This window comes from Roseovarius sp. THAF8 (assembly GCF_009363735.1).
Taxonomy (GTDB): Bacteria; Pseudomonadota; Alphaproteobacteria; order Rhodobacterales; family Rhodobacteraceae; genus Roseovarius.
Window position 1 is genome coordinate 684,908 of record NZ_CP045410.1, and the last position, 19,137, is coordinate 704,044.

Genomic DNA, 19,137 nt, shown 5'->3' on the forward strand with positions numbered 1-19,137 from the left:
CTGGAACCACAACGAAGGGATCAATGGACATGAGCGCAAAAGATCTGCTCAAGACGATCAAGGACGAGGAGGTCGAATATGTCGACATCCGTTTCACCGACCCGCGCGGCAAGCTGCAGCACGTGACGGTCATCGCCGACGAGGTCGACGAGGATTTCCTCGAAGAAGGCTTCATGTTCGACGGCTCCTCGATCGCCGGCTGGAAATCGATCGAAGCCTCGGACATGAAACTGATGCCCGACACGACCAGCGGCTACATCGATCCCTTCTACGCCGAGAAAACCATCTGCGTGCATTGCTCGATCGTCGAACCCGACACCGGCGAAGCGTATGAGCGTGACCCGCGCGGCACCGCCGAAAAGGCCGAGGCCTACCTGAAATCCAGCGGCATCGGCGACAGCGCCTTCATGGGCCCCGAAGCGGAATTCTTCCTCTTCGACGACGTGCGCTTCTCGAACTCGATCAACAAGGTCTCCTACGAGGTCGACGCGATCGACGCCTCCTGGAATACCGACACCGAGTACGAGATGGGCAACATGGGCCACCGTCCGGGCGTCAAAGGCGGCTACTTCCCGGTGAACCCCACCGACGAGGCGCAGGACATCCGCTCGGAAATGCTCTCGACCATGAAGCGGCTGGGCATGAAGGTCGACAAACACCACCACGAGGTGGCGTCGTGCCAGCACGAGCTTGGCCTGATCTTCGGCACCGTGACCAAACAGGCCGACGAGCTGCAGAAATACAAGTACGTCATCCACAACGTCGCCGCCGCCTACGGCAAGTCGGCCACGTTCATGCCCAAGCCCATCGCGGGCGACAACGGCACCGGCATGCACGTCAACATGTCGATCTGGAAGGACGGCAAGCCGCTATTTGCCGGCGACAAGTACGCCGACCTGTCCGACGAGGCGCTGTGGTACATCGGCGGCATCCTGAAGCACGCCAAGTCGCTCAATGCCTTCACCAACCCGTCGACCAACAGCTACAAGCGCCTGATCCCCGGCTTCGAGGCTCCCGTGCTGCGCGCCTACTCGGCCCGCAACCGCTCGGGCTGCGTCCGGATCCCGTGGACCGAGTCGCCCAAAGCCAAGCGCGTCGAGGCCCGCTTCCCCGATCCGTCGGCCAACCCCTACCTGTGCTTTGCCGCACTCCTGATGGCCGGCCTCGACGGCATCAAGAACAAGATCGACCCGGGCGAGGCGATGGACAAGAACCTCTACGATCTGCCCGCCGAAGAGCTGGAAGGCATCCCGACCGTCTGCGGCAGCCTGCGCGAAGCCATGCAGGAACTTCAGGCCGATCACGACTACCTGCTGGCCGGTGACGTGTTCACCAAGGACCAGATCGACGGCTATATCGAGCTCAAGATGGAAGAGATCGAAAAGTACGAACACACGCCGCACCCGGTGGAGTTCGGCATGTATTACAGCTGCTGATCCGGCAGACATCCTGTACCGACGCGGGCGCCTTTTCCGGAAGGCGCCCGTTTTCTGTCCTGCCCGTCCGAAATCACGCGAAAAACTGCCCCAGACAGGCGGAATCCCGCCCGTTTCCGAAAAGTGCCCAATCGGTTCCATATTTGAAACACACTGTCTCCATTAACTCTTCGGATGATCCAGGTGTGAGAGTGAACAACCGGGGAGTGAAAGATGGCACAGAGCGATACCCGCGTCATGGCGGGGCTGATCTTCATGGAAGAGAAATCGATCGACCTCCTGGATGCGGTCACGCGCACCGCCGAGGCGTTGAAAGGCCTCTGCGAGGACGTCCGGTCGCTCGGGTTTCTGTCCGACAGGGACGCCGGGGTCGAGACCGAGCAATACCGGGTCTGCCTGACACTCAGCGACAATGTCGTGCTGCCGGGCCTGGAGGAAGAGGCGAACACCCTGCTGCGGATCGACGTCTGCCGACGGGACCCGGCGGCACCCGACTCCGGCCCGGCGATCGACGCCGTACTGGCCCGCGTGGCCATCGACCTCAGCGATCACCTGCGCCCGAAGCACCTGCAATGGGTCGAGCAAGAGGCGATCCTGTCGACCGAAGAGGTCTTCGAGGCCCGCGAGCCTGCGGCCTGCGATACGCCCGAAGCCGACACGCTCAGAGACCAGACCTTGCGCGCCCGCAGCGCCCTGACCGGAATAGGCGAGCTGCACAGCAGGCTGGACGAACAGCTCGAGCGCACGCCCCCGCCGGAAATGCCGGTCCTGCCCTGGAAGGATTTCCTGGGCGAATCCGAGGGCATTATCGAAGACACGCCGCAGATGGTCGTCCCCGCCATCGAGAACATCGCCGAAGAGACCGATCGCTTGCGCCTGTCGGCCTGGCTTCTGTCCCTCGCGGTGGCCTGCATCGCACTGCCGGTCGGTGTGGCGCTGGTGATCATCAATCTGGTCAAGGGCGAGAACCTGCGCCTCGCCGGACAGGCGGCGGCGCTGTCGGGGCTCTTCGTGTCGCTTCAGGCGAACGGCGCCACCGCCGCCGCCGCGCAGGTGATCCAGTCCGTTCTGGGCTGACCGGCCCGCCTCCCGCACCCATGGATAACGTGCAGGAGGCATCTTCGCGGAACACACGCGCCCGATCGACCGTTGTCGTCCCGCACGGGCGCTCGCTGAACGCCCGTTCCGATGTGCCGAACCTCTTGGAGAATTGACTTTGTTCCCCTGTCCGGCTCGGCTAACATCCCGCTTGTCTGACCTGGAGCTGCTCAATGTCTTTGAAATTCAAATCCCGTTTTCTTGCGCTTGCCGTCGCCGGCGCCGCCACCTTGACCGCCGCAGCGGCGGCCCATGCCCAGTGCGGCAATAACGCCAGCGGGTTCGAACAATGGAAAGCGGGCTTCGCCCAGCAGGCCCAGGCCGCGGGCGTCGGCCAACGCGGCCTCCAGGCGCTGGCCCAGACCAGCTATGCCTCCGGCACCATCGCCGCCGACCGCAACCAGAAAAGCTTTCGCTACTCGCTCGACAAGTTCATGCAGGTGCGCGGCGCCAACACGATCATCGCGCAAGGCCGCAAGCGCAAGGCGCAGAACCCCGGTTTCTACAACTGGATCGAACAGAATTACGGCGTCCCCGCCGGCGTCATCATCGCCATTCACGGCATGGAAACCGGCTTTGGCGGCTTCATGGGCGACAGCTCGGTCGTCTCGGCCATCGTCACTCTGACCTACGACTGCCGCCGCTCGGATTTCTTCCGCCCGCACGCCATCGGCGCGCTCAAGCTGGTGGATCGCGGCTCGATCACCATCAACACGCGCGGGGCCAAGCATGGCGAGCTGGGCCATACCCAGTTCCTGCCCGGCAACGCGCTCGCCTACGGCGTCGACGGCAACGGCGACGGGCGGGTGGATTTCTACAATCAGGCCGACGCGCTGGTCTCGACCGCCAACTTCCTGCGCCAGAAGGGCTGGCGTCCGGGTGCCGGCTACCAGCAGGGCCAGCCCAATTTCAACGTGATCAAGCAGTGGAACGCGGCCACCGTCTATCAACAGGCCATCGCCATCATGGCGGCCAAGATCGACGGCTGACGGCCCCGGGGCTTGACGCAACGGCACGGCGCCCCTATCTGCGGCATTCACGGGGCGTCAGGCCCCCGCCGCCCGCAGGCCGTCGCGCCATGGTGAAGCCCTGACAGATCATTGCATTGACCCGGGGCTTCGACCGGGCAGCAACGCGGGCCCTGCCGATCCGATTTCGCCCCATCTGGGAAAACTGCAATGACACAGACCATCCTGCCGTCGCGCGACGTGCTCAAAGGGCATGCGCGCAAACTTCGTGACACTCTCGCCCGCGCCGGAACCCCGGTCAGCCACTCCGCCGCGCTGGAACACCTGGCGCATCAATGGGGCTACCGCGACTGGAACAGCCTGTCCGGGGCCGCCACGCCCCCGCCAAACCGTGCCTGGACCCTCGGCCAGCGCGTCTCGGGACGCTACCTGGGCCACGCCTTTGCCGGCACGGTCAGGTCGGCCACGGCCAAGGGGCCGGATCATGTCGAGTTGACCATCGCCTTCGACACCCCTGTCGACGTGGTCGAGTCGCCCCGGTTCAGTTCCCTGCGCCGCCAGGTGTCCTGCACCCTCGGCCCCACCGGCCGCACGGTCGAGAAAACCTCCGACGGGCAGCCTCACGTCGTGCTGGACCTGCCCTGACACCCCCCGCGCCGCGCCACCAAAAGGCGCGGCGCGCCTTCCTCGTGCACGCCCCACAGTCCCCTATACGGGACGGCGTTCTTGATTTTGCCGCAGATTCTTCCAACGCCGGACGCAGTTGCTCCCTATTCGTGAGACTCTCCCGGATTGTCGCAAAGACCGTTCACCACGGAAAAAGAATGTTCCAAGACCAGCAGGCTTCCATCGCTCTGTTCAGCTATCGCCGCGCGCCCGCGGCGCAGGCCGGCGACATCGTGCGGGCCATCGACGGGATGCTGCAAGGCACCGACGCCCAGCCGCGCCGGATCAACTGGGTGGATGACGGCGTCGCGATGATCGACCGCATCGGCGTCCGCATCGCCATTGCCCTTCTGACGCCATGCCCGGAGGATCGCTATGCCCATCTCGTGCTGGCCGTGGGCGCCCCGCCCGACGCGCACGAAACGGGTGATCACTTCGACGTCTCCTACGCGCATCTCGCCGACCGGCTGGTCTACCGCGTCAAAGAGGACATGCCCTATGACGCGATCATGCGCGGCGAGACCCCCGAAGCGGTCGATCACGCCCTCGTCCTGTCGCTCTACGATCTTCTGCGCCAGTCCTCCCCCGTCGCCTCCCCCGTCGCCCCGCCCGCCGGCCTGGCCAATCTCGGCGCGCGGCCCCGGCCCGACGCGCCCAGCGCGTCATCGCACCCCCCGGTCGAAGAGCGCTTCGACATCATCCTGTCCGAAGACGTGCCCGGCATGACCACCTCCCCGCCGGAGTGGCTCCGCAAACGCGCCGCGCCCACCAAGCCGCTGCGCCTGACCGTGCACACCATGGCGCTTTCGATCATGCTCGTTACGCCGCCCCTGGGCGCGTTTCTCTTCACCTATTCCATGCTGCGGGACATCACTGGCGACAATTGACACCCCTGCTCCGGTGCAGGTCGCAGTGAAACGGGCGGCACCGACGGGTGCCGCCCTGCCTGTATGAAGCCTCTGTATCCGGCTTTATTCTGTGCCTGGCTCGGGTCGGATGCCATGCCCGCCCGGCTCTTGTTTTTGCTATTGTCTCTCGTACCGAAACAATTTGGCCGAAATAAGGCGTGTTGTTCGCCTTCACGGTCCCGTCAAGCGGGTGAACCGGCTAACCATCCGGTATTCCTTGCGCGGCCCGCGCACCTGCCACCGCGCGCTCCAGTCCGGCCAGTCCTCGAAATCGTAGCGAACCTCGTACATGTCCGGGTCGCACCAGTGCTGCGCCGCGCCGCCTTCGGTGATGCTGTGAAAGAACCGGCCATCCTCGAACGCCACGTCGATCCCGCCGCCTTCCCGCGCCCGCCACAGATACCCCCGCTCGGCCCGCATCGGCGGTTGTCCGGCCATGCTCAGCACACCCGCCTCGCGATAGACCAGCCCGCCCTTCCCCGGCACAAACCGCGCCTCGCCCTCGAACCGCGCCGGCGCCGCACCCGCGTGCACCACGTCGCGCTCCAACCGCCATGCGCCTTCGAACTCTGCCAGGTCCGGTACCAATCGCCACGCCCGTCTTGCCGCCATCCGTTCCTCCGTCTAAACCGCGCCCGACAGCCATTCAATCCAAAGGTCCGTTCGCATGATCCCTCGCTATTCCCGCCCCGACATGGTCGCCATCTGGGACCCCGCCACCAAGTTCCGCATCTGGTACGAGATCGAGGCCCACGCCTGCGACGCCATGGCGGATCTGGGCGTGATCCCGCGCGAGAATGCCCAAGCCGTGTGGAAGGCCAAGGATGTGGACTTCGACGTTGCCCGAATTGACGAGATCGAGGCCGTGACCAAGCATGACGTCATCGCCTTCCTTACCCACCTGGCCGAGCATGTGGGCTCCGAGGAAGCGCGTTTCGTCCACCAGGGCATGACCTCCTCGGACGTCCTGGATACCTGCCTGAACGTCCAGCTTGTCCGCGCCGCCGACCTTCTGATCGCCGATATGGAAGGGTTGCTTGCCGCCCTCAAGAAACGCGCGTTCGAGCACAAGATGACCCTGCGCGTCGGCCGCTCGCACGGCATCCACGCCGAACCCACCACCATGGGCCTGACCTTCGCGCGCTTCTATGCCGAGATGGACCGCAACCTGACCCGCCTGCGCACCGCCCGGGCCGAGGTCGCCACCGGCGCCATCTCCGGCGCGGTCGGCACCTTCGCCAATATCGACCCGCGGGTCGAAGAACATGTCTGCGCCCAACTGGGCCTCACGCCCGAGCCGATCAGCACGCAGGTCATCCCCCGCGACCGCCACGCCGCCTTCTTCGCCACGCTTGGCGTCATTGCCTCCTCGATCGAGAACGTCGCGATCGAGATTCGCCACATGCAGCGCACCGAGGTCCTCGAAGGCGCCGAATTCTTCTCGATGGGCCAGAAAGGCTCGTCGGCCATGCCGCACAAGAAGAACCCGGTCCTGACCGAGAACCTCACCGGCCTCGCCCGCCTCGTGCGTATGGCGGTGATCCCGGCCATGGAAAACGTGGCTCTCTGGCACGAGCGCGACATCTCGCACAGCTCGGTCGAGCGGATGATCGGCCCCGACGCCACCGTGACGCTCGATTTCGCCCTCGCCCGTCTCACCGGTGTGGTCGACAAGATGATCATCTTCCCCGAGAACATGCTGGAAAACATGAACAAGTTTCCGGGCCTCGTGATGTCTCAACGCGTCCTTCTGGCCCTCACCCAAGCCGGCGTCAGCCGCGAGGATGCCTATGCCATGGTCCAGCGCAACGCCCTCAAGGTCTGGGAGCAGCGTACTGATTTCAAAGAGGAATTGCTCGCCGACGCCGATGTCGTCGCCGCCCTGGGCACCGACCAGATCGAAGAGAAATTCGACATGGATTACCACACCAAGCATGTCGACACGATTTTCACCCGCGTCTTCGGGGAAAGCTGAATTTCCGGGCAGAACGGGCCATCCAATGCGACAAATGGCCGGAAACACTGGCCCGGACGCGTTTTCGTGTTACCATCGGGGTTCTAGTGAAAAGGAGTTCAACCCATGAAGTCCAAGACCATTACCACGTCCCTGGCCCTCGTTCTGGCCTCCACCCTTTCCGCCGCCGCGATGTGCCCCGGCAAATCGCACCAGGCCGCGTCCTGCGCCGAAGGCATGGTGTGGGACCGCGCATCCGGTACCTGCGTCGAACAAACGATGAGCTGACCGGCGGGCCATATCCCAAGTCGAGGCGGCGCACCCGGGGACCGGGCGGCGCCGTTTCAAATTTTAGCTTTAGACATTTCTTCACCACTCCCGCCCTAGGTTGCCGGAACGTCATCCGGGGACTGGAATGAGCAGCAGCAATTTTGGGCAACTGGCGCTTCCGGGGCCGTCCGCAAACGCGGCGGCCCAGCTGACCCGCCGGCAGAAGGCCGCGATCATCGTGCGCTTTCTCATCAACGAAGGCGCGGATGTGCCGCTTCAGGACCTGCCCGACGAGCTGCAGCGCCGGCTGACCCAGCAGATGGGCACGATGCGCTATGTCGACCGCTCGACGCTCGCCGATGTCGTCGCCGAATTCGCCTCCGAGGTCGAGGCGATGGGCCTGACCTTCCCGCGCGGTGTCGCCGGGGCCCTCACCGCCCTGGATGGGCGCATCAGCCCGCAAACCGCCTCGCGCCTGCGCAAGGAGGCCGGCGTGCGCCAGTTCGGCGAGCCGTGGGAGCAGGTCCGCACCGCCGACACCGACGACCTCCTGGACATTCTGCAATCCGAAAGCACCGAGGTGGCCGCCGTCCTGCTCTCCAAGCTCGACGTGGCCCGCGCCGCCGAACTCCTGGGCAAACTGCCGGGCGACACCGCCCGCCGCATCGCCGTCGCCATGTCCCAGACCGGCGCGGTGACGCCCGATGCCGTGGACCGGATCGGCCTGTCGCTTGCCGCCCAGCTTCACAACGTGCCGGAAACCGCCTTTCCCGACAGCGCGGTGGACCGCGTGGGCGCGATCCTCAACTTCTCTCCCGCCGCCACCCGCGACGACGTTCTGATCGGTCTCGACGAAAGCGATGAAAGCTTTGCCGCCAAGGTGCGCAAGGCCATCTTCACCTTCGTCAACATCGCCGACCGGCTCAACCCGATCGACGTGCCCAAGATCACCCGCGACGTGGACCAGGCCGCGCTGGTTCAGGCGCTGGCCCACGCCCGGACAGCCGAAGACACCAGGGCGTCCGCGGATTTCATCCTCGAGAACATGTCGAAACGCATGGCCGACGCCCTGCGGGAAGAGGTCGAGGCCCTGGGCAAGGTGAAACCCAAGGACGGCGAGGCGGCGATGACCGATGTGGTCAACGTCATCCGCACGCTCGAGGCCAGCGGCGAGTTGCAGCTGATCGTCCCGGACGACGAAGAAGAGGACAACGCCTGAGGTTCAGTCCACCGGGAAGATGAAACATTTGTCGCGGCGAATGGTCAGCCACATCGGCGTGCCCGCCTTGGGCAGGAACACCGCCGGCACCGTCACCTTGAAGCGCGGCCCGCCGAACGCCATGTCGAATTCCACCAGGCTTTCGCCGCCCATGAACCGCGCCCGCTTCACCACCCCGCGCACCGCCGTACCGTCGCTGATCGTGGGCGCCGGGCCCTTGCCCGCCCGGTCGAAATCCAGCTTCACATGCTGCGGGCGCACGACAATCTCGACCACCTGGCCATCGTCCACCCCGGGCGCAAGGAACTGACCGAAGGGCGTTTCGGCCAGCGCGCCATGCACCTCGCCGCGCACCACGTTGACGTCGCTGAAGAACGACACCGCCGCACCGTCCGCCGGTGCGTTGTAGATGTTGTAGGGCGCGCCCTGCTGCACGATCCGGCCATCGCGCATCAGCGCGATCGTGTCGGCCATGCGCATCGCCTCCTCCGGCTCGTGCGTCACCAGCAGAACGGCGGTGTCCTGCTCGCGCAGAATGTCCAGCGTCTCGTCCCGTATCCCGTCGCGCAGACGGTTGTCGAGGCCCGAGAACGGCTCGTCCATCAGCATGATGCTGGGGCGCGGCGCAAGCGCGCGGGCCAGCGCCACACGCTGCTGCTCGCCTCCCGACAGCTCATGCGGAAAATTCTGCGCGTAGCCGCCCAGCCCGACGCGCTCCAGCAACTCGGCGACCCGGACGGCTTTCTCGTCCGCCGTCCCGCTCAGGCCGAACGCCACGTTTTCGCCCACCCGCAGGTGAGGAAACAGCGCGAAATCCTGGAACATCAGCCCGATATGCCGCCGCTCTGGCGGCACGCGGTACACCGTGTCGCAGACCAGCTTGCCGTCGACCCAGATCTCGCCCGCGTCCTGCATCTCGACGCCCGCGATCATCCGCAGCGTCGTCGACTTGCCACAGCCCGACGGCCCCAGAAGGCACGTCACCTGCCCCGGCAGCACGGACAGCGACACGTCGTCCACAACCGTGCGCCCGTCATAACGGCGCACCAGGTTCCTTGTCTCAAGGCGCGGAATCACATCTTGCACGTCTGCCTCGTCTTTTTCCCGACTGAATGCGTCGGACTTGATGTCGCAAATAGCAATCCCGCATGGTCCGCGCAAGATACCGCCGCCACCACGGCAAACACGCGAAAGTGTGCCAAGCGGTGGAAATCCTGACTATCGCGGCGCGACGACTGGGCCTAACTGAATCGTACTAACGAGCAGCAACGACAAAAAACGACGGAGCCTACCGATGCGGAAATTCATTATCGCGATACAGGTCGCCCTGATCGCCCTTCTGGCCATAACCGGCGCCCTGGCCGGCCCGGATACACGCCCGGCCTGCCCCCTCGGGGACCAGGCCACAGCCGCGCAGACCTGCGAAAAGTAAACCGGCCTCAGCCGCCCTGCGCGCGTTCGATCGCAGGGCGGATCTGGCTGTCCATGACACGCTGCGTGATCGGCCCCGGAAAGCGCAGCACAACCCGCCCCTCGCCGTCAATCACATAGGTCTCCGGCACACCGTACAGTCCCCAGTCCAGCGCCATGCGCCCGTTCGGATCGGCCCCGATGGCCGTGTAGGGATCGCCCAGTTCCTCCAGGAAGCCCAGCGCATTGCCCGGCTGATCCTTATAATTCACGCCGTAGATGGTGACGCCTTCTTCGGCCAGCGCCTCCAGATGCGGATGCTCCACCCGACACGGCGCGCACCAGCTGGCCCAGTAATTCACCAGTTTCACACCGCCGCTGCGCAACTCCGCGTCGGTGAACGGCGTCTTGCCCTCCAGCGCGGTTAGTGCGACGGCGGGCGCTGGTTTACCCTCAATGGCTGACGGCAGCGCGTCGGGGTCCTCGCGCTGCATCCCGATATAAAATACCGCGGCCAGCGCCGCGAAGATCACCGGCGGCAACACCATCAGGAACGAGGTCTTAGACATCCGTTTTCCGCTTTCTTTCAACGTCTTTCAGCGCGTTCTTGACGCGCACGGACCGCCGCCAGCTGAAGACGACCAGCGCGATCAGCAGCACCAGCGACACCGCGTAGGACGACAGCACCGCCTCGGCGTATTTTCCAAGCTCGGGCATCACGCCTCCATCCGATCGCGGGCCAAAAGCGCCCGCATCCGCCGCGCACGGATTTCCGTCTGCGTGCGCAAAAACACCAGCGCGATGAACAGGAACACGAACCCCGCGATGCTGACCAGCAGCGGGAAATAGAACACATCCGCCACGTTCTCTTCCTTGTCCAGGCTCAGCGACGCCCCCTGATGCAATCCCTGGTTCCAGAACAGCACAGCGTAACGGCTCAAAAGGGCAAAAACCGACCCCACGATGCACAGGATCGAGGTCAGGTCCGCTGCCGTGTCGTCATTCTCGATGGCTTCCCACAGGGCGATATAGCCGAGGTAGAACAGGAACAGGATCAGGAACGACGTCAGCCGTGGGTCCCACGCCCACCAAGTGCCCCACATCGGCTGGCCCCAAATCGCCCCCGTGGCCAGCGCGATCACCGTCATCACCACGCCCACGGGCGCCGCCGCACGTGCCGCCAGCGCGCTCACATGGTGCCGCCGCACCACCCAGATCAGCGAGGCCACCAGCATCATGATCCACGCGTTGATCGCCATCAGCGCGCTTGGCACGTGCAGGTAGATGATCTTGACGGTCGAGCCCTGCCGGAAATCGTCCGGCGTGAAGAAGAACCCCCAGACCAGCCCCGTCGCCAGGCACAGCACCGCCAGCACCGACACCCACGGCAGAACCTTGTCCGTCGTGTCGATGAACTTCTTCGGGTTGGCGTATTCCCAGAGTGATGCCACGCGCGCAGATCCTTTCGTTAACGCAGGTTGACCCTCAATACCGCAGCCGATGCAAAAGGCAAAAGCGCGATGGTGCCGCAGGTGATTCCCGCCAGCATCAGCATCGGCGTGGTGTAATCCTGCCCGTCCACGCCCCGCCGCGCCATCTCGGCGCCAAAGATCAGCGTCGGCACGTAAAGCGGCAGCACCAGCAGGCTCAGCAAGAGCCCGCCCCGGCGCAGCCCCACCGTCAGCGCCGCCCCGAACGCCCCGATCATGCTCAACGCCGGCGTGCCCAAAAGCAGCGACAGCACCAGCGGTCTGTAGCCCTGCACAGGCAGGTTCAGAAGCACGCCCAGCACCGGTGCCGCCAGCACCAGCGGCAGGCCCGTGGTGATCCAGTGCGCCAGCCCCTTCACCGCCGCCACCGCCTCCATCGGCAGCGGGGCCGTGGCCAGCAGGTCAAGGCTGCCGTCCTCCCAATCCAGCGCGAAGATCCGGTCGAGCGACACGAGGCAGGCCAGCAGCGCCCCGATCCACAGGATGCCCGCCGCGATCCGGGCCAACAGCTCCGATTGCGGCCCCACGCCAAACGGCACAAGCACCACGACGATCAGGAAGAATGCAAGGCCCAGACCGAACCCGCCCCCGGCCCGCACCGCCAGACGGATGTCGCGCAGCAGCAGCGCGGTCACAGGAACGCCTCGTCGAAATCGTCCAGCTCCTGCCGCACGGCCCGAAAGGGCGCCACGTCCAGCACCGTCGCCTCGTCCAGGCCCAGGTCGATATGCGTGGCCAGCACCGCGATGCCGCCTTCGGCCAGATGCGCCCGCACCACGGCGGCGAACATCGCCACCGCGCGCGCGTCCAATGATACCGTCGGTTCGTCCAGGATCCAGATCGCGCGGCCCGTCACCAAAAGCCGCGCCAGCCCGAGCCGCCGCTTCTGCCCCGCAGACAGGAATCCCGCCGGCCGGTCGGCCAAAGGCTCCAGTTCATAGGCCGCCAGAGCCCGGGAAATGTCTTTTCGACCAAAGACCTGCGCCCAGAAGCTCAGGTTCTCCGCCACGCTCAGCGCCGGCTTTATCCCGTCCGCATGTCCTGCATACACAACGCTGTCCGCCGGATACTCGACGCCGCCCGACACCGGCGGCTGCAACCCGGCCAATGTGCGCAAGAGCGTCGTCTTGCCCGCGCCGTTCGGCCCGCGCAGCACCAGCGCCTCGCCCGGCGCCACGGCAAAGCTCAGACCGTCCAGCACCCGCACGCCGCCGCGCGCCACGCAAAGGTCCCGAACCGTCAGGCGCATCGCCGGCCCACCGCTCTCAGACCGGCAACAGGGCCACGGCCACGCGCCGCCCCTCGGATATCAGCACGTTGTAGGTCCGCGCCGCGGCGGGCGAGTTCATCGCTTCCACCCCGAGGCCCGCCTCCTCCAGCGCGGTGCGGAAATCACCCGGCACATGCGCGGTCTCGGCGCCCGTGCCGATGAACAGCACGTCGATCTCGCCCGCGAGATCCACCAGCGACGCGCTGTCCTCGTACCCGCCCCAGGCACGCACGCCGTCGGGGCCGGCGCAGATCGCGCCCTCGATCGCCTCTCCGCCCACGCGGAAGAAACCCGGCCCGTAGCCGTCGATCGGTTTCACGCCGGAAAATGTTACCTCGTTCAGGCGCATCGCGTCCTCCTCAGTCCCACAGCGGCAAGCCCGAGATGACCGCCAGCGCGATCACCCCGTAGGCGGCCCAGCGATACAGGCGCTCGCGCGTGGGGTCAAACAGGGCCTGCCCGATCAGCGTCGTGATCAGGTAGGGCACCGCCATCACCACGGCCAGCAGGGTCAGCTCCCAGGTCACCACGCCCTGCCACAACAGGTTGGCGATCAGCACCACGTCGAGCGCGGCAAGGAACAGGATCGTGTTGCCCCTGACCGAGGACACCGCCGCCTGCCCCGACAGGTAGAACAGGATCACCACCGGCCCGGTCAACCCCGTCAGCCCGCCGACGATCCCCGCCGCGGCCCCGATGGCCAGCAGCCCCGGCCGGGTGATGACCCGGGCATAGCGCCAGCCCGCGATCAGCGCGGCCAGCATGCCGCCGGCGACGCCGGTGATGATCCAGCGCACCGTGTCGTTGTCCAGAAGGTCCAGCAGCGCCAGGCCCAGCGGCACGGTGACCAGCGCGGCCAGCACCAGTACGCCCACTTCCTTGGGCTGCCCCTGCTGCCACGCCCGGCGCAGGATCACCGCGTTGCTGGCAATGCCGGTCAGCATGATGACCACGATCACTTCCTTGGGCGACAGGAAGATATTGGCCACCGGCACCACGATCAGCGCCGTGCCGAACCCGGTAAAGCCTCGCACCAGCCCCGCGACCCCGATGGCGAAGCACAGCCACACCAGTCCCGGTGTGGCCAGCACTCCGCTCAGGAGTTCAGGCATCTATGTTCGCGAACTGCGTCCCTGCATTGGCGTCGGGCTTGGACCAGTCGCGCTTGACCCCGAGCCACATCAGCACCGTGCTGGCCACGAAGATCGAACTGTAGGTGCCCACGATCACGCCCCAGATCATCGCGAAGACAAAGCCGCGGATCACGTCGCCGCCCAGCGTGAACAGCGCCAGCAGTGCCAGAAGCGTGGTGACAGAGGTCATCATGGTCCGGCTCAGCGTCTCGTTGATCGAGATGTTCAGGACTTCCTTCAACGGCTTCTTCTTGTATTTTCGCAGGTTCTCGCGCACTCGGTCAAAGACCACCACCGTATCGTTCAGCGAATAGCCGACGATGGTCAGAAGCGCCGCGATGATGGCCAGGTCGAACTGGATCTGCACTTCCGAGAATATGCCGATGGTCAGCACCACGTCATGCACCAGGGCTATGACCGCGCCCAGCGCGAACTGCCACTCGAACCTCAGCCAGATATAGATCAGCACCGCGGCGATGGCCAACAGCACCGCGATCACGGCGGTCTGAATGAGCTCGCCCGACACTTTCGGCCCCACGCTTTCCACCGAGGTGAACGTGATGTCCGGCACCGCCTCCTGCAACGCCCCCTCGACCGCCGCGATCGTGTCCTGGGTCACCGCCTCCTGGTCGTCCTGCGCCTGGATGCGGATCATGGTCACGTTCTGGTCCGGGCCGAAGGTCGGGTCGAACACCTCGGTGATGCTGATATCGCCCAGCTCCAGCGGCGCGATGGCGTCGCGGTACTGCCCCACGTCCACCGTCTCGGTGCTCTGCGTGCGGATGGTCGTGCCGCCGCGGAAATCGATGCCGTAGTTCAGCCCCTGCAACAGGAACGATCCCAGCGCGATCACGATCAGAAAGCCGGACAGCCCCAGCGACAGCTTCCACCGCTTGAAGAAATCCCAGTTGGTGAAGGTCGGCACCAGCTTCAGCGACCGGCCCTGCAACACCGTCTTGGGCCGCTTGCGCTCGAACCACATGACCGCGATCAGGCGGGTGACGAAAATCGCCGTGAAGACCGAGGTGATGATGCCCAGCCCCAGCGTGATGGCAAAGCCCCGCACCGGGCCAGAGCCCATGGCGTACAGGATCAGCGCCGTGATGAAGGTGGTGATGTTGGCATCCGTGATGGCGCTCAGCGCCTTTTCATACCCCAACTCGATCGCTCGCGCAGCGCCCTTGGCCGTCTTCATCTCCTCGCGGATCCGCTCGAACACTAGCACGTTGGCGTCCACCGCCATCCCGATGGTCAGCACGATCCCCGCGATGCCCGGCAAGGTCAGCGTCGCCCCGATCATGCTCAGCAGTCCGAATATCAGCCCCACGTTGATGATCAGCGCGATATTGGCAAAAAGCCCGAAAATGCCATAGCTCGCCCACATGAAGGCCAGCACCAGCACGAAGGCCACGATACAGGCGATCTGCCCCGCCGCGATGCTGTCGGCCCCCAGTTCCGGCCCGATCGTGCGCTCTTCCAGGAACGTCAGTTCGGCAGGCAACGCGCCCGCGCGCAGAAGCACGGCCAGGTTGGTGCTGTCCTCGACGGTGAATTGCCCGGTGATGATGCCGGTGCCGCCGGCGATATGTGCCTGGATCACCGGCGCGCTGATCACCTCGTTGTCCAGCACGATGGCAAACGGGTTGCCGATGTTCTCGGCGGTGTAATCTCCGAACTGCCGCGCCCCCGTGGGGTTGAAGCGGAACGACACCGCCGGCCGCCCGTTCTGGTCGAAATCCGGCTGCGCATCCACCAGCTGTTCGCCCGTCACCACCGGCGCGCGTTCCAGGATATAGAACACGCCCTCCTCGTCCACCGAGGGCAGGATCTCGTTGCCGCCGCCGGGGGTCTCGTTGCCGTTGGTGGTCCGGCTCACCACCGGCTGGAATGTCAGCTGCGCCGTGGTGCCGATGATGTCCTTCAGCTCCGCCGCGCTGCCCACGCCCGGCACCTGGATCAGGATACGGTCCGCGCCCTGCCGCTGGATCGTCGGCTCGCGCGTACCCATCTCGTTGATCCGGCGTTCGATGATCTCGCGCGCGGTGCGCACGGTCTGCTCGTCGCTGGCCTGCCGCTCGGCCTCGCTCAGCGTGACGACGATGGCGTCGCCATCCACATTCACCGCGATATCGTTCTGCCCCGCGCCGGTGACACTGGCGACCGGCCGCGCCAGACCACGCACCAGGCTCGCCGCATATTCGGCCTCGTCCGCCTTCTCCACCAGACGCACGCGCAGCTCCGGCGCATCGGTGTCCTGCAACCGGATCGGGCCGACCCGGTCGCGTTCCTCGCGCAGCAGGTCGCGGATCTCCGGCCACATCGCCTCGATCCGCGCCTCGTAGACATCCTCGACCTGCACTTCGGCCAGCAGATGCGCCCCGCCCCGCAGGTCAAGGCCAAGGTTCACCAGCCCCGAGGGCAGCCAGTCCGGCCACATCTCGGCCTGCTCCTGCAACCCCTCGCCCTCGCCGCCCATCTCCAGCGCCATGGTGGCGTCGTTATGGGTCTCGACGCGGGTGTAGAACGCGTTGGGCATCGCCAACAGCAGCCCCAAGGCCACCAGGCCCCAAATCACCACGCGTTTCCAAAGGTCGATCTGAAGCATCTGAAGTGCCTTTTATGTCTGTCTTGTATCTATCGAAGGGGCGGAACGCGCCCCGAAATCAGGCGGCCGGCTCGGTCTTCGACAGGACCTGGGCGACGGTATTGCGCACGACACGCACCTTCACGCCCTCGGCGATCTCCACCTCGATCTCCTCGCCCTCTTTCACGCGGGTGACTTTGCCGATCATCCCGCCCTGCGTGACGATCTGGTCGCCCTTGCGCAGCGCCGCCACCATCGCCTGGTGCTCTTTCAGCTTCTTCTGCTGCGGACGGATCAGAAGGAACCACATGATCGCGAAGATCAGGATGAGCGGGATGAACTGGCCAATGGCTTCCATGCGAATCTTATTCCTTTTCGGGCTTTGCAGGCCCCCCGGCCCGCGTTTGCGCGAACCTAAGTCCGGCTTTTGGGTTTTGCAAGGCGCGAACCGGCGGGCCTGCGGCAATGTCGCAGGGGCGCGTCAAACGCCTCCATGCAGAATAAATCGGCTGTTATACCGCGCGCTTTACTTGCTACAACCCACCCCACGACTCAACCTGACCCCGAGGACCAAGACGATGCACGACATCCGCGCCATCCGCGAAAACCCCGCCCAGTTCGACGCCGCCATGGCCCGTCGCGGGGTGTCGAACGCGTCGTCCGAGATCCTCGCGCTGGACGAGGACCGCCGCGCCAAGATCCAGGCCGCCGAAACCGCGCAGGCCGATCAGAACAAGGCCTCCAAGGAGGTGGGTGCCGCCAAGGCCAAGGGCGACGAGGCCGAGTTCGAACGCCTGCGCGCCCTCGTGTCCGAGAAAAAGGCCGAGGTCGCCGCGATGCAATCCGAGGCCAAGGCGCTCGATCAGAAGCTGGCCGATCTGCTGATGACCCTGCCCAACCTCGCGCTCGACGATGTGCCCGAGGGCGAGGACGAGGACGACAATGTCGAGCTGAAACGTTGGGGCACGCCCCGCGAGTTCGATTTCACCCCGGTCGAGCATTACGACCTCGCCGGCGTCAAGCCCGGCATGGATTTCGAGCTGGCCGCGAAACTCTCCGGCTCCCGCTTCGTGGTGCTGTCGGGCGGCGTCGCGCGCATCCACCGGGCGCTGGCGCAGTTCATGATCGACACCCATGTCGAGGAGAATGGCCTGTCGGAAACCTGGACCCCCGTGCTCGTCCGCCCCGAAATGATGTACGGCACCGGGCAACTCCCCAAGTTCGGCGAGGACAGTTACGAGACCACCAATGGCTGGTGGCTGGTGCCCACCGCCGAAGTGACGCTGACCAACATCGTCAACGGCCTCGTGGTCGACGAAGATTACCTGCCGCGCCGCTATGTCGCGCACACGCAGTGCTTCCGGTCCGAGGCGGGCAGCGCGGGCAAGGACACCGCCGGAATGCTGCGCCAGCACCAGTTCGAAAAGGTCGAGATGGTCTCGGTCACCCATCCCGACAAATCTCTCGAAGAACACGACCGCATGACGGCCTGCGCCGAAGGCATCCTCGAACGGCTCGGCCTGCCCTACCGCACCATCGTTCTCTGCACCGGCGACATGGGCTTCGGCGCGCGCAAGACGCACGACATCGAGGTCTGGCTGCCCGGCCAGAACACATATCGCGAGATCAGCTCGGTCTCCGTCTGCGGCGATTTCCAGGCCCGTCGGATGAACGGTCGGTTCAAGCCCGCCAACGGCGGCAAACCGCAATTCGTGCACACGCTTAACGGCTCGGGCCTCGCCGTGGGCCGCTGCCTGATCGCGGTGCTGGAAAACGGCCAGCAGGCGGACGGCTCGGTCGACCTGCCCGAAGCGCTGCACCCCTACCTGCGCGGCAAGACCCGGCTGCTTGCGGACGGTTCGCTGGGCTGAGGCGGGTACACGCCCCGTCCCGGGCCTGACCCGGGACCTCTCCGACTCAGAGAGCCTCGGGTCTAGCCCGAGGATGACGTCGTGTCTGTAGCGGGGCACGCGGAACCAAGGCGCGGCACGCCCGCGCCGCCGCGCGATCGCCAGACCGCCCCCCGGGCTGGCGATTGGGTGACGTGGGCGCGTCGATCATAGGTTATGCGAGAACTCGGAAATTAAGTGCCCTGAACGGTGGTCGGCTCGCCATCCCGCGGTCTGGCAATCGCGCGGCCACCTTTAAACGTCATCCTCGGGCTTGACCCGAGGATCTCTCACCCCTCCCCCATTGACCAATCCTTAATCACCCCGCGGCATCCTTACCGCCATGAAACAAATTTTGTATATACGCCGTATTGACGCAAAATATACACGCGTCATAAATTCGTTACATGACAAATGAAAAGCACACCCTGGCGGCGGCGGCTTTTCTGATAACGAGCACGCTGGCCGCTCCATCGAACGCCCTCAGCCTTGCAGAGCAGGCAGAGGCCTTCGCCACCTGCGCCGGGCGCTACTCCGCCATGGCCACCCGCCAAAGCGCGACCCACAACCCCGACAGCGACGCGACCCGGGCATTGCAAAGCAGCTTCGAGTCGCTGCTCGAAGCCATGCTGCCCCATGCCGCCGAGGCCGGCATCGACCCGCGCCGCGCCCGCAGCTGGCAGGCCTCCGGCTGGTCCGAAATGGCGCAGCTCATGCGCCTGCAACAGCGCAGCGCCGACGCCACCCATGCCGACCGCGCCTCCCGCGACATGCACAGGCGCCTGTCGACCTGCCGCCAGCTCATCCTCTGACGCGGGGCAATTTCCGCCCCGCGCCCACTG

The 19,137-nt window shown here is 65.5% G+C and carries 22 protein-coding genes; 11 read left to right on the forward strand and 11 right to left on the reverse strand.

All coding sequences use genetic code 11. From position 1 onward, the window contains the following. Positions 1-29 precede the first annotated feature (29 nt). From glnA to FIU85_RS03345, 5 genes are all read left to right on the forward strand, one after another. The gene (gene glnA / locus FIU85_RS03325) at positions 30-1,436 is read left to right on the forward strand and encodes a type I glutamate--ammonia ligase (protein WP_152492091.1); all 1,407 of its coding nucleotides are present in this window, start codon (positions 30-32) and stop codon (positions 1,434-1,436) included. Between the two features lie 213 nt (positions 1,437-1,649). Next, the gene (locus FIU85_RS03330; RefSeq protein WP_152495844.1) at positions 1,650-2,513 is read left to right on the forward strand and encodes a hypothetical protein; all 864 of its coding nucleotides are present in this window, start codon (positions 1,650-1,652) and stop codon (positions 2,511-2,513) included. Positions 2,514-2,707: 194 nt separating this feature from the next. Beyond that, positions 2,708-3,523, forward strand: coding sequence for a lytic transglycosylase domain-containing protein (locus FIU85_RS03335; RefSeq protein ID WP_152495845.1), 816 nt, complete (start codon positions 2,708-2,710; stop codon positions 3,521-3,523). A gap of 189 nt (positions 3,524-3,712) precedes the next feature. Next, entirely contained in the window at positions 3,713-4,147 is a 435-nt protein-coding gene (locus FIU85_RS03340) for a glyoxalase superfamily protein (protein ID WP_152492088.1), read from the forward strand. Positions 4,148-4,326: 179 nt separating this feature from the next. After that, complete coding sequence (locus FIU85_RS03345; RefSeq protein WP_152492087.1) at positions 4,327-5,055, forward strand: hypothetical protein; 729 nt, start codon at positions 4,327-4,329, stop codon at positions 5,053-5,055. Between the two features lie 192 nt (positions 5,056-5,247). On the opposite strand, the gene FIU85_RS03350 is transcribed toward FIU85_RS03345, so the two are convergent. Further along, positions 5,248-5,688, reverse strand: a complete 441-nt coding sequence (locus tag FIU85_RS03350) for a DUF6314 family protein (RefSeq protein ID WP_152495846.1) — start codon at positions 5,686-5,688, stop codon at positions 5,248-5,250. Between the two features lie 55 nt (positions 5,689-5,743). Here FIU85_RS03350 and purB point away from each other — a divergent pair, with 55 nt between their 5' ends. From purB to FIU85_RS03365, 3 genes are all read left to right on the forward strand, one after another. Further along, complete coding sequence (gene purB / locus FIU85_RS03355) at positions 5,744-7,051, forward strand: adenylosuccinate lyase (protein WP_152495847.1); 1,308 nt, start codon at positions 5,744-5,746, stop codon at positions 7,049-7,051. A 105-nt stretch (positions 7,052-7,156) separates the two neighbouring features. Beyond that, a complete protein-coding gene (locus FIU85_RS03360; RefSeq protein WP_152492084.1) occupies positions 7,157-7,318 on the forward strand; it encodes an adenylosuccinate lyase in 162 nt (53 codons plus the stop codon). Between the two features lie 127 nt (positions 7,319-7,445). After that, positions 7,446-8,519, forward strand: a complete 1,074-nt coding sequence (locus tag FIU85_RS03365) for a flagellar motor switch protein FliG (protein WP_152495848.1) — start codon at positions 7,446-7,448, stop codon at positions 8,517-8,519. Between the two features lie 3 nt (positions 8,520-8,522). On the opposite strand, the gene FIU85_RS03370 is transcribed toward FIU85_RS03365, so the two are convergent. Next, entirely contained in the window at positions 8,523-9,605 is a 1,083-nt protein-coding gene (locus FIU85_RS03370) for an ABC transporter ATP-binding protein (protein ID WP_152495849.1), read from the reverse strand. Positions 9,606-9,813: 208 nt separating this feature from the next. Between FIU85_RS03370 and FIU85_RS21900 the strand changes: the two genes are divergently transcribed. Further along, positions 9,814-9,951, forward strand: a complete 138-nt coding sequence (locus tag FIU85_RS21900) for a hypothetical protein (RefSeq protein WP_172978785.1) — start codon at positions 9,814-9,816, stop codon at positions 9,949-9,951. A 7-nt stretch (positions 9,952-9,958) separates the two neighbouring features. Here the strand turns inward: FIU85_RS21900 and FIU85_RS03375 are convergent, their stop codons facing one another. Genes FIU85_RS03375 through yajC form a run of 9 tightly spaced genes read right to left on the reverse strand, consistent with a single transcriptional unit; the run spans position 9,959 to position 16,764 of the window. Further along, positions 9,959-10,498, reverse strand: coding sequence for a DsbE family thiol:disulfide interchange protein (locus FIU85_RS03375; protein WP_152495850.1), 540 nt, complete (start codon positions 10,496-10,498; stop codon positions 9,959-9,961). Continuing rightward, positions 10,491-10,649 carry a heme exporter protein CcmD gene (ccmD, locus tag FIU85_RS03380; RefSeq protein WP_152492081.1) on the reverse strand — a complete coding sequence of 53 codons (159 nt, stop codon included), beginning with the start codon at positions 10,647-10,649 and terminating at the stop codon, positions 10,491-10,493. The genes FIU85_RS03375 and ccmD overlap by 8 nt, the downstream gene beginning before the upstream one ends. After that, positions 10,646-11,380 carry a heme ABC transporter permease gene (locus FIU85_RS03385; RefSeq protein WP_152495851.1) on the reverse strand — a complete coding sequence of 245 codons (735 nt, stop codon included), beginning with the start codon at positions 11,378-11,380 and terminating at the stop codon, positions 10,646-10,648. Before FIU85_RS03385 ends, ccmD begins: the two co-directional genes overlap by 4 nt. A 17-nt stretch (positions 11,381-11,397) precedes the next feature. Continuing rightward, entirely contained in the window at positions 11,398-12,054 is a 657-nt protein-coding gene (gene ccmB / locus FIU85_RS03390) for a heme exporter protein CcmB (RefSeq protein WP_152495852.1), read from the reverse strand. Further along, positions 12,051-12,668 carry a heme ABC exporter ATP-binding protein CcmA gene (gene ccmA, locus FIU85_RS03395; RefSeq protein ID WP_152495853.1) on the reverse strand — a complete coding sequence of 206 codons (618 nt, stop codon included), beginning with the start codon at positions 12,666-12,668 and terminating at the stop codon, positions 12,051-12,053. The genes ccmB and ccmA overlap by 4 nt, the downstream gene beginning before the upstream one ends. A gap of 16 nt (positions 12,669-12,684) precedes the next feature. Then, entirely contained in the window at positions 12,685-13,038 is a 354-nt protein-coding gene (locus FIU85_RS03400) for an Mth938-like domain-containing protein (RefSeq protein WP_152492077.1), read from the reverse strand. 10 nt (positions 13,039-13,048) lie between these two features. Next, complete coding sequence (locus tag FIU85_RS03405; protein WP_152492076.1) at positions 13,049-13,801, reverse strand: sulfite exporter TauE/SafE family protein; 753 nt, start codon at positions 13,799-13,801, stop codon at positions 13,049-13,051. Continuing rightward, positions 13,794-16,427, reverse strand: a complete 2,634-nt coding sequence (gene secD, locus FIU85_RS03410) for a protein translocase subunit SecD (RefSeq protein WP_152495854.1) — start codon at positions 16,425-16,427, stop codon at positions 13,794-13,796. The genes FIU85_RS03405 and secD overlap by 8 nt, the downstream gene beginning before the upstream one ends. Before the next feature lie 58 nt (positions 16,428-16,485). Further along, the gene (gene yajC, locus FIU85_RS03415) at positions 16,486-16,764 is read right to left on the reverse strand and encodes a preprotein translocase subunit YajC (RefSeq protein WP_152492074.1); all 279 of its coding nucleotides are present in this window, start codon (positions 16,762-16,764) and stop codon (positions 16,486-16,488) included. Between the two features lie 220 nt (positions 16,765-16,984). Here yajC and serS point away from each other — a divergent pair, with 220 nt between their 5' ends. Together serS and FIU85_RS03425 are read left to right on the forward strand one after the other, a co-directional pair. Next, positions 16,985-18,277 carry a serine--tRNA ligase gene (gene serS / locus FIU85_RS03420; RefSeq protein WP_152495855.1) on the forward strand — a complete coding sequence of 431 codons (1,293 nt, stop codon included), beginning with the start codon at positions 16,985-16,987 and terminating at the stop codon, positions 18,275-18,277. 425 nt (positions 18,278-18,702) lie between these two features. After that, the gene (locus FIU85_RS03425) at positions 18,703-19,107 is read left to right on the forward strand and encodes a hypothetical protein (RefSeq protein WP_152492072.1); all 405 of its coding nucleotides are present in this window, start codon (positions 18,703-18,705) and stop codon (positions 19,105-19,107) included. The last annotated feature ends 30 nt before the right edge of the window (positions 19,108-19,137 follow it).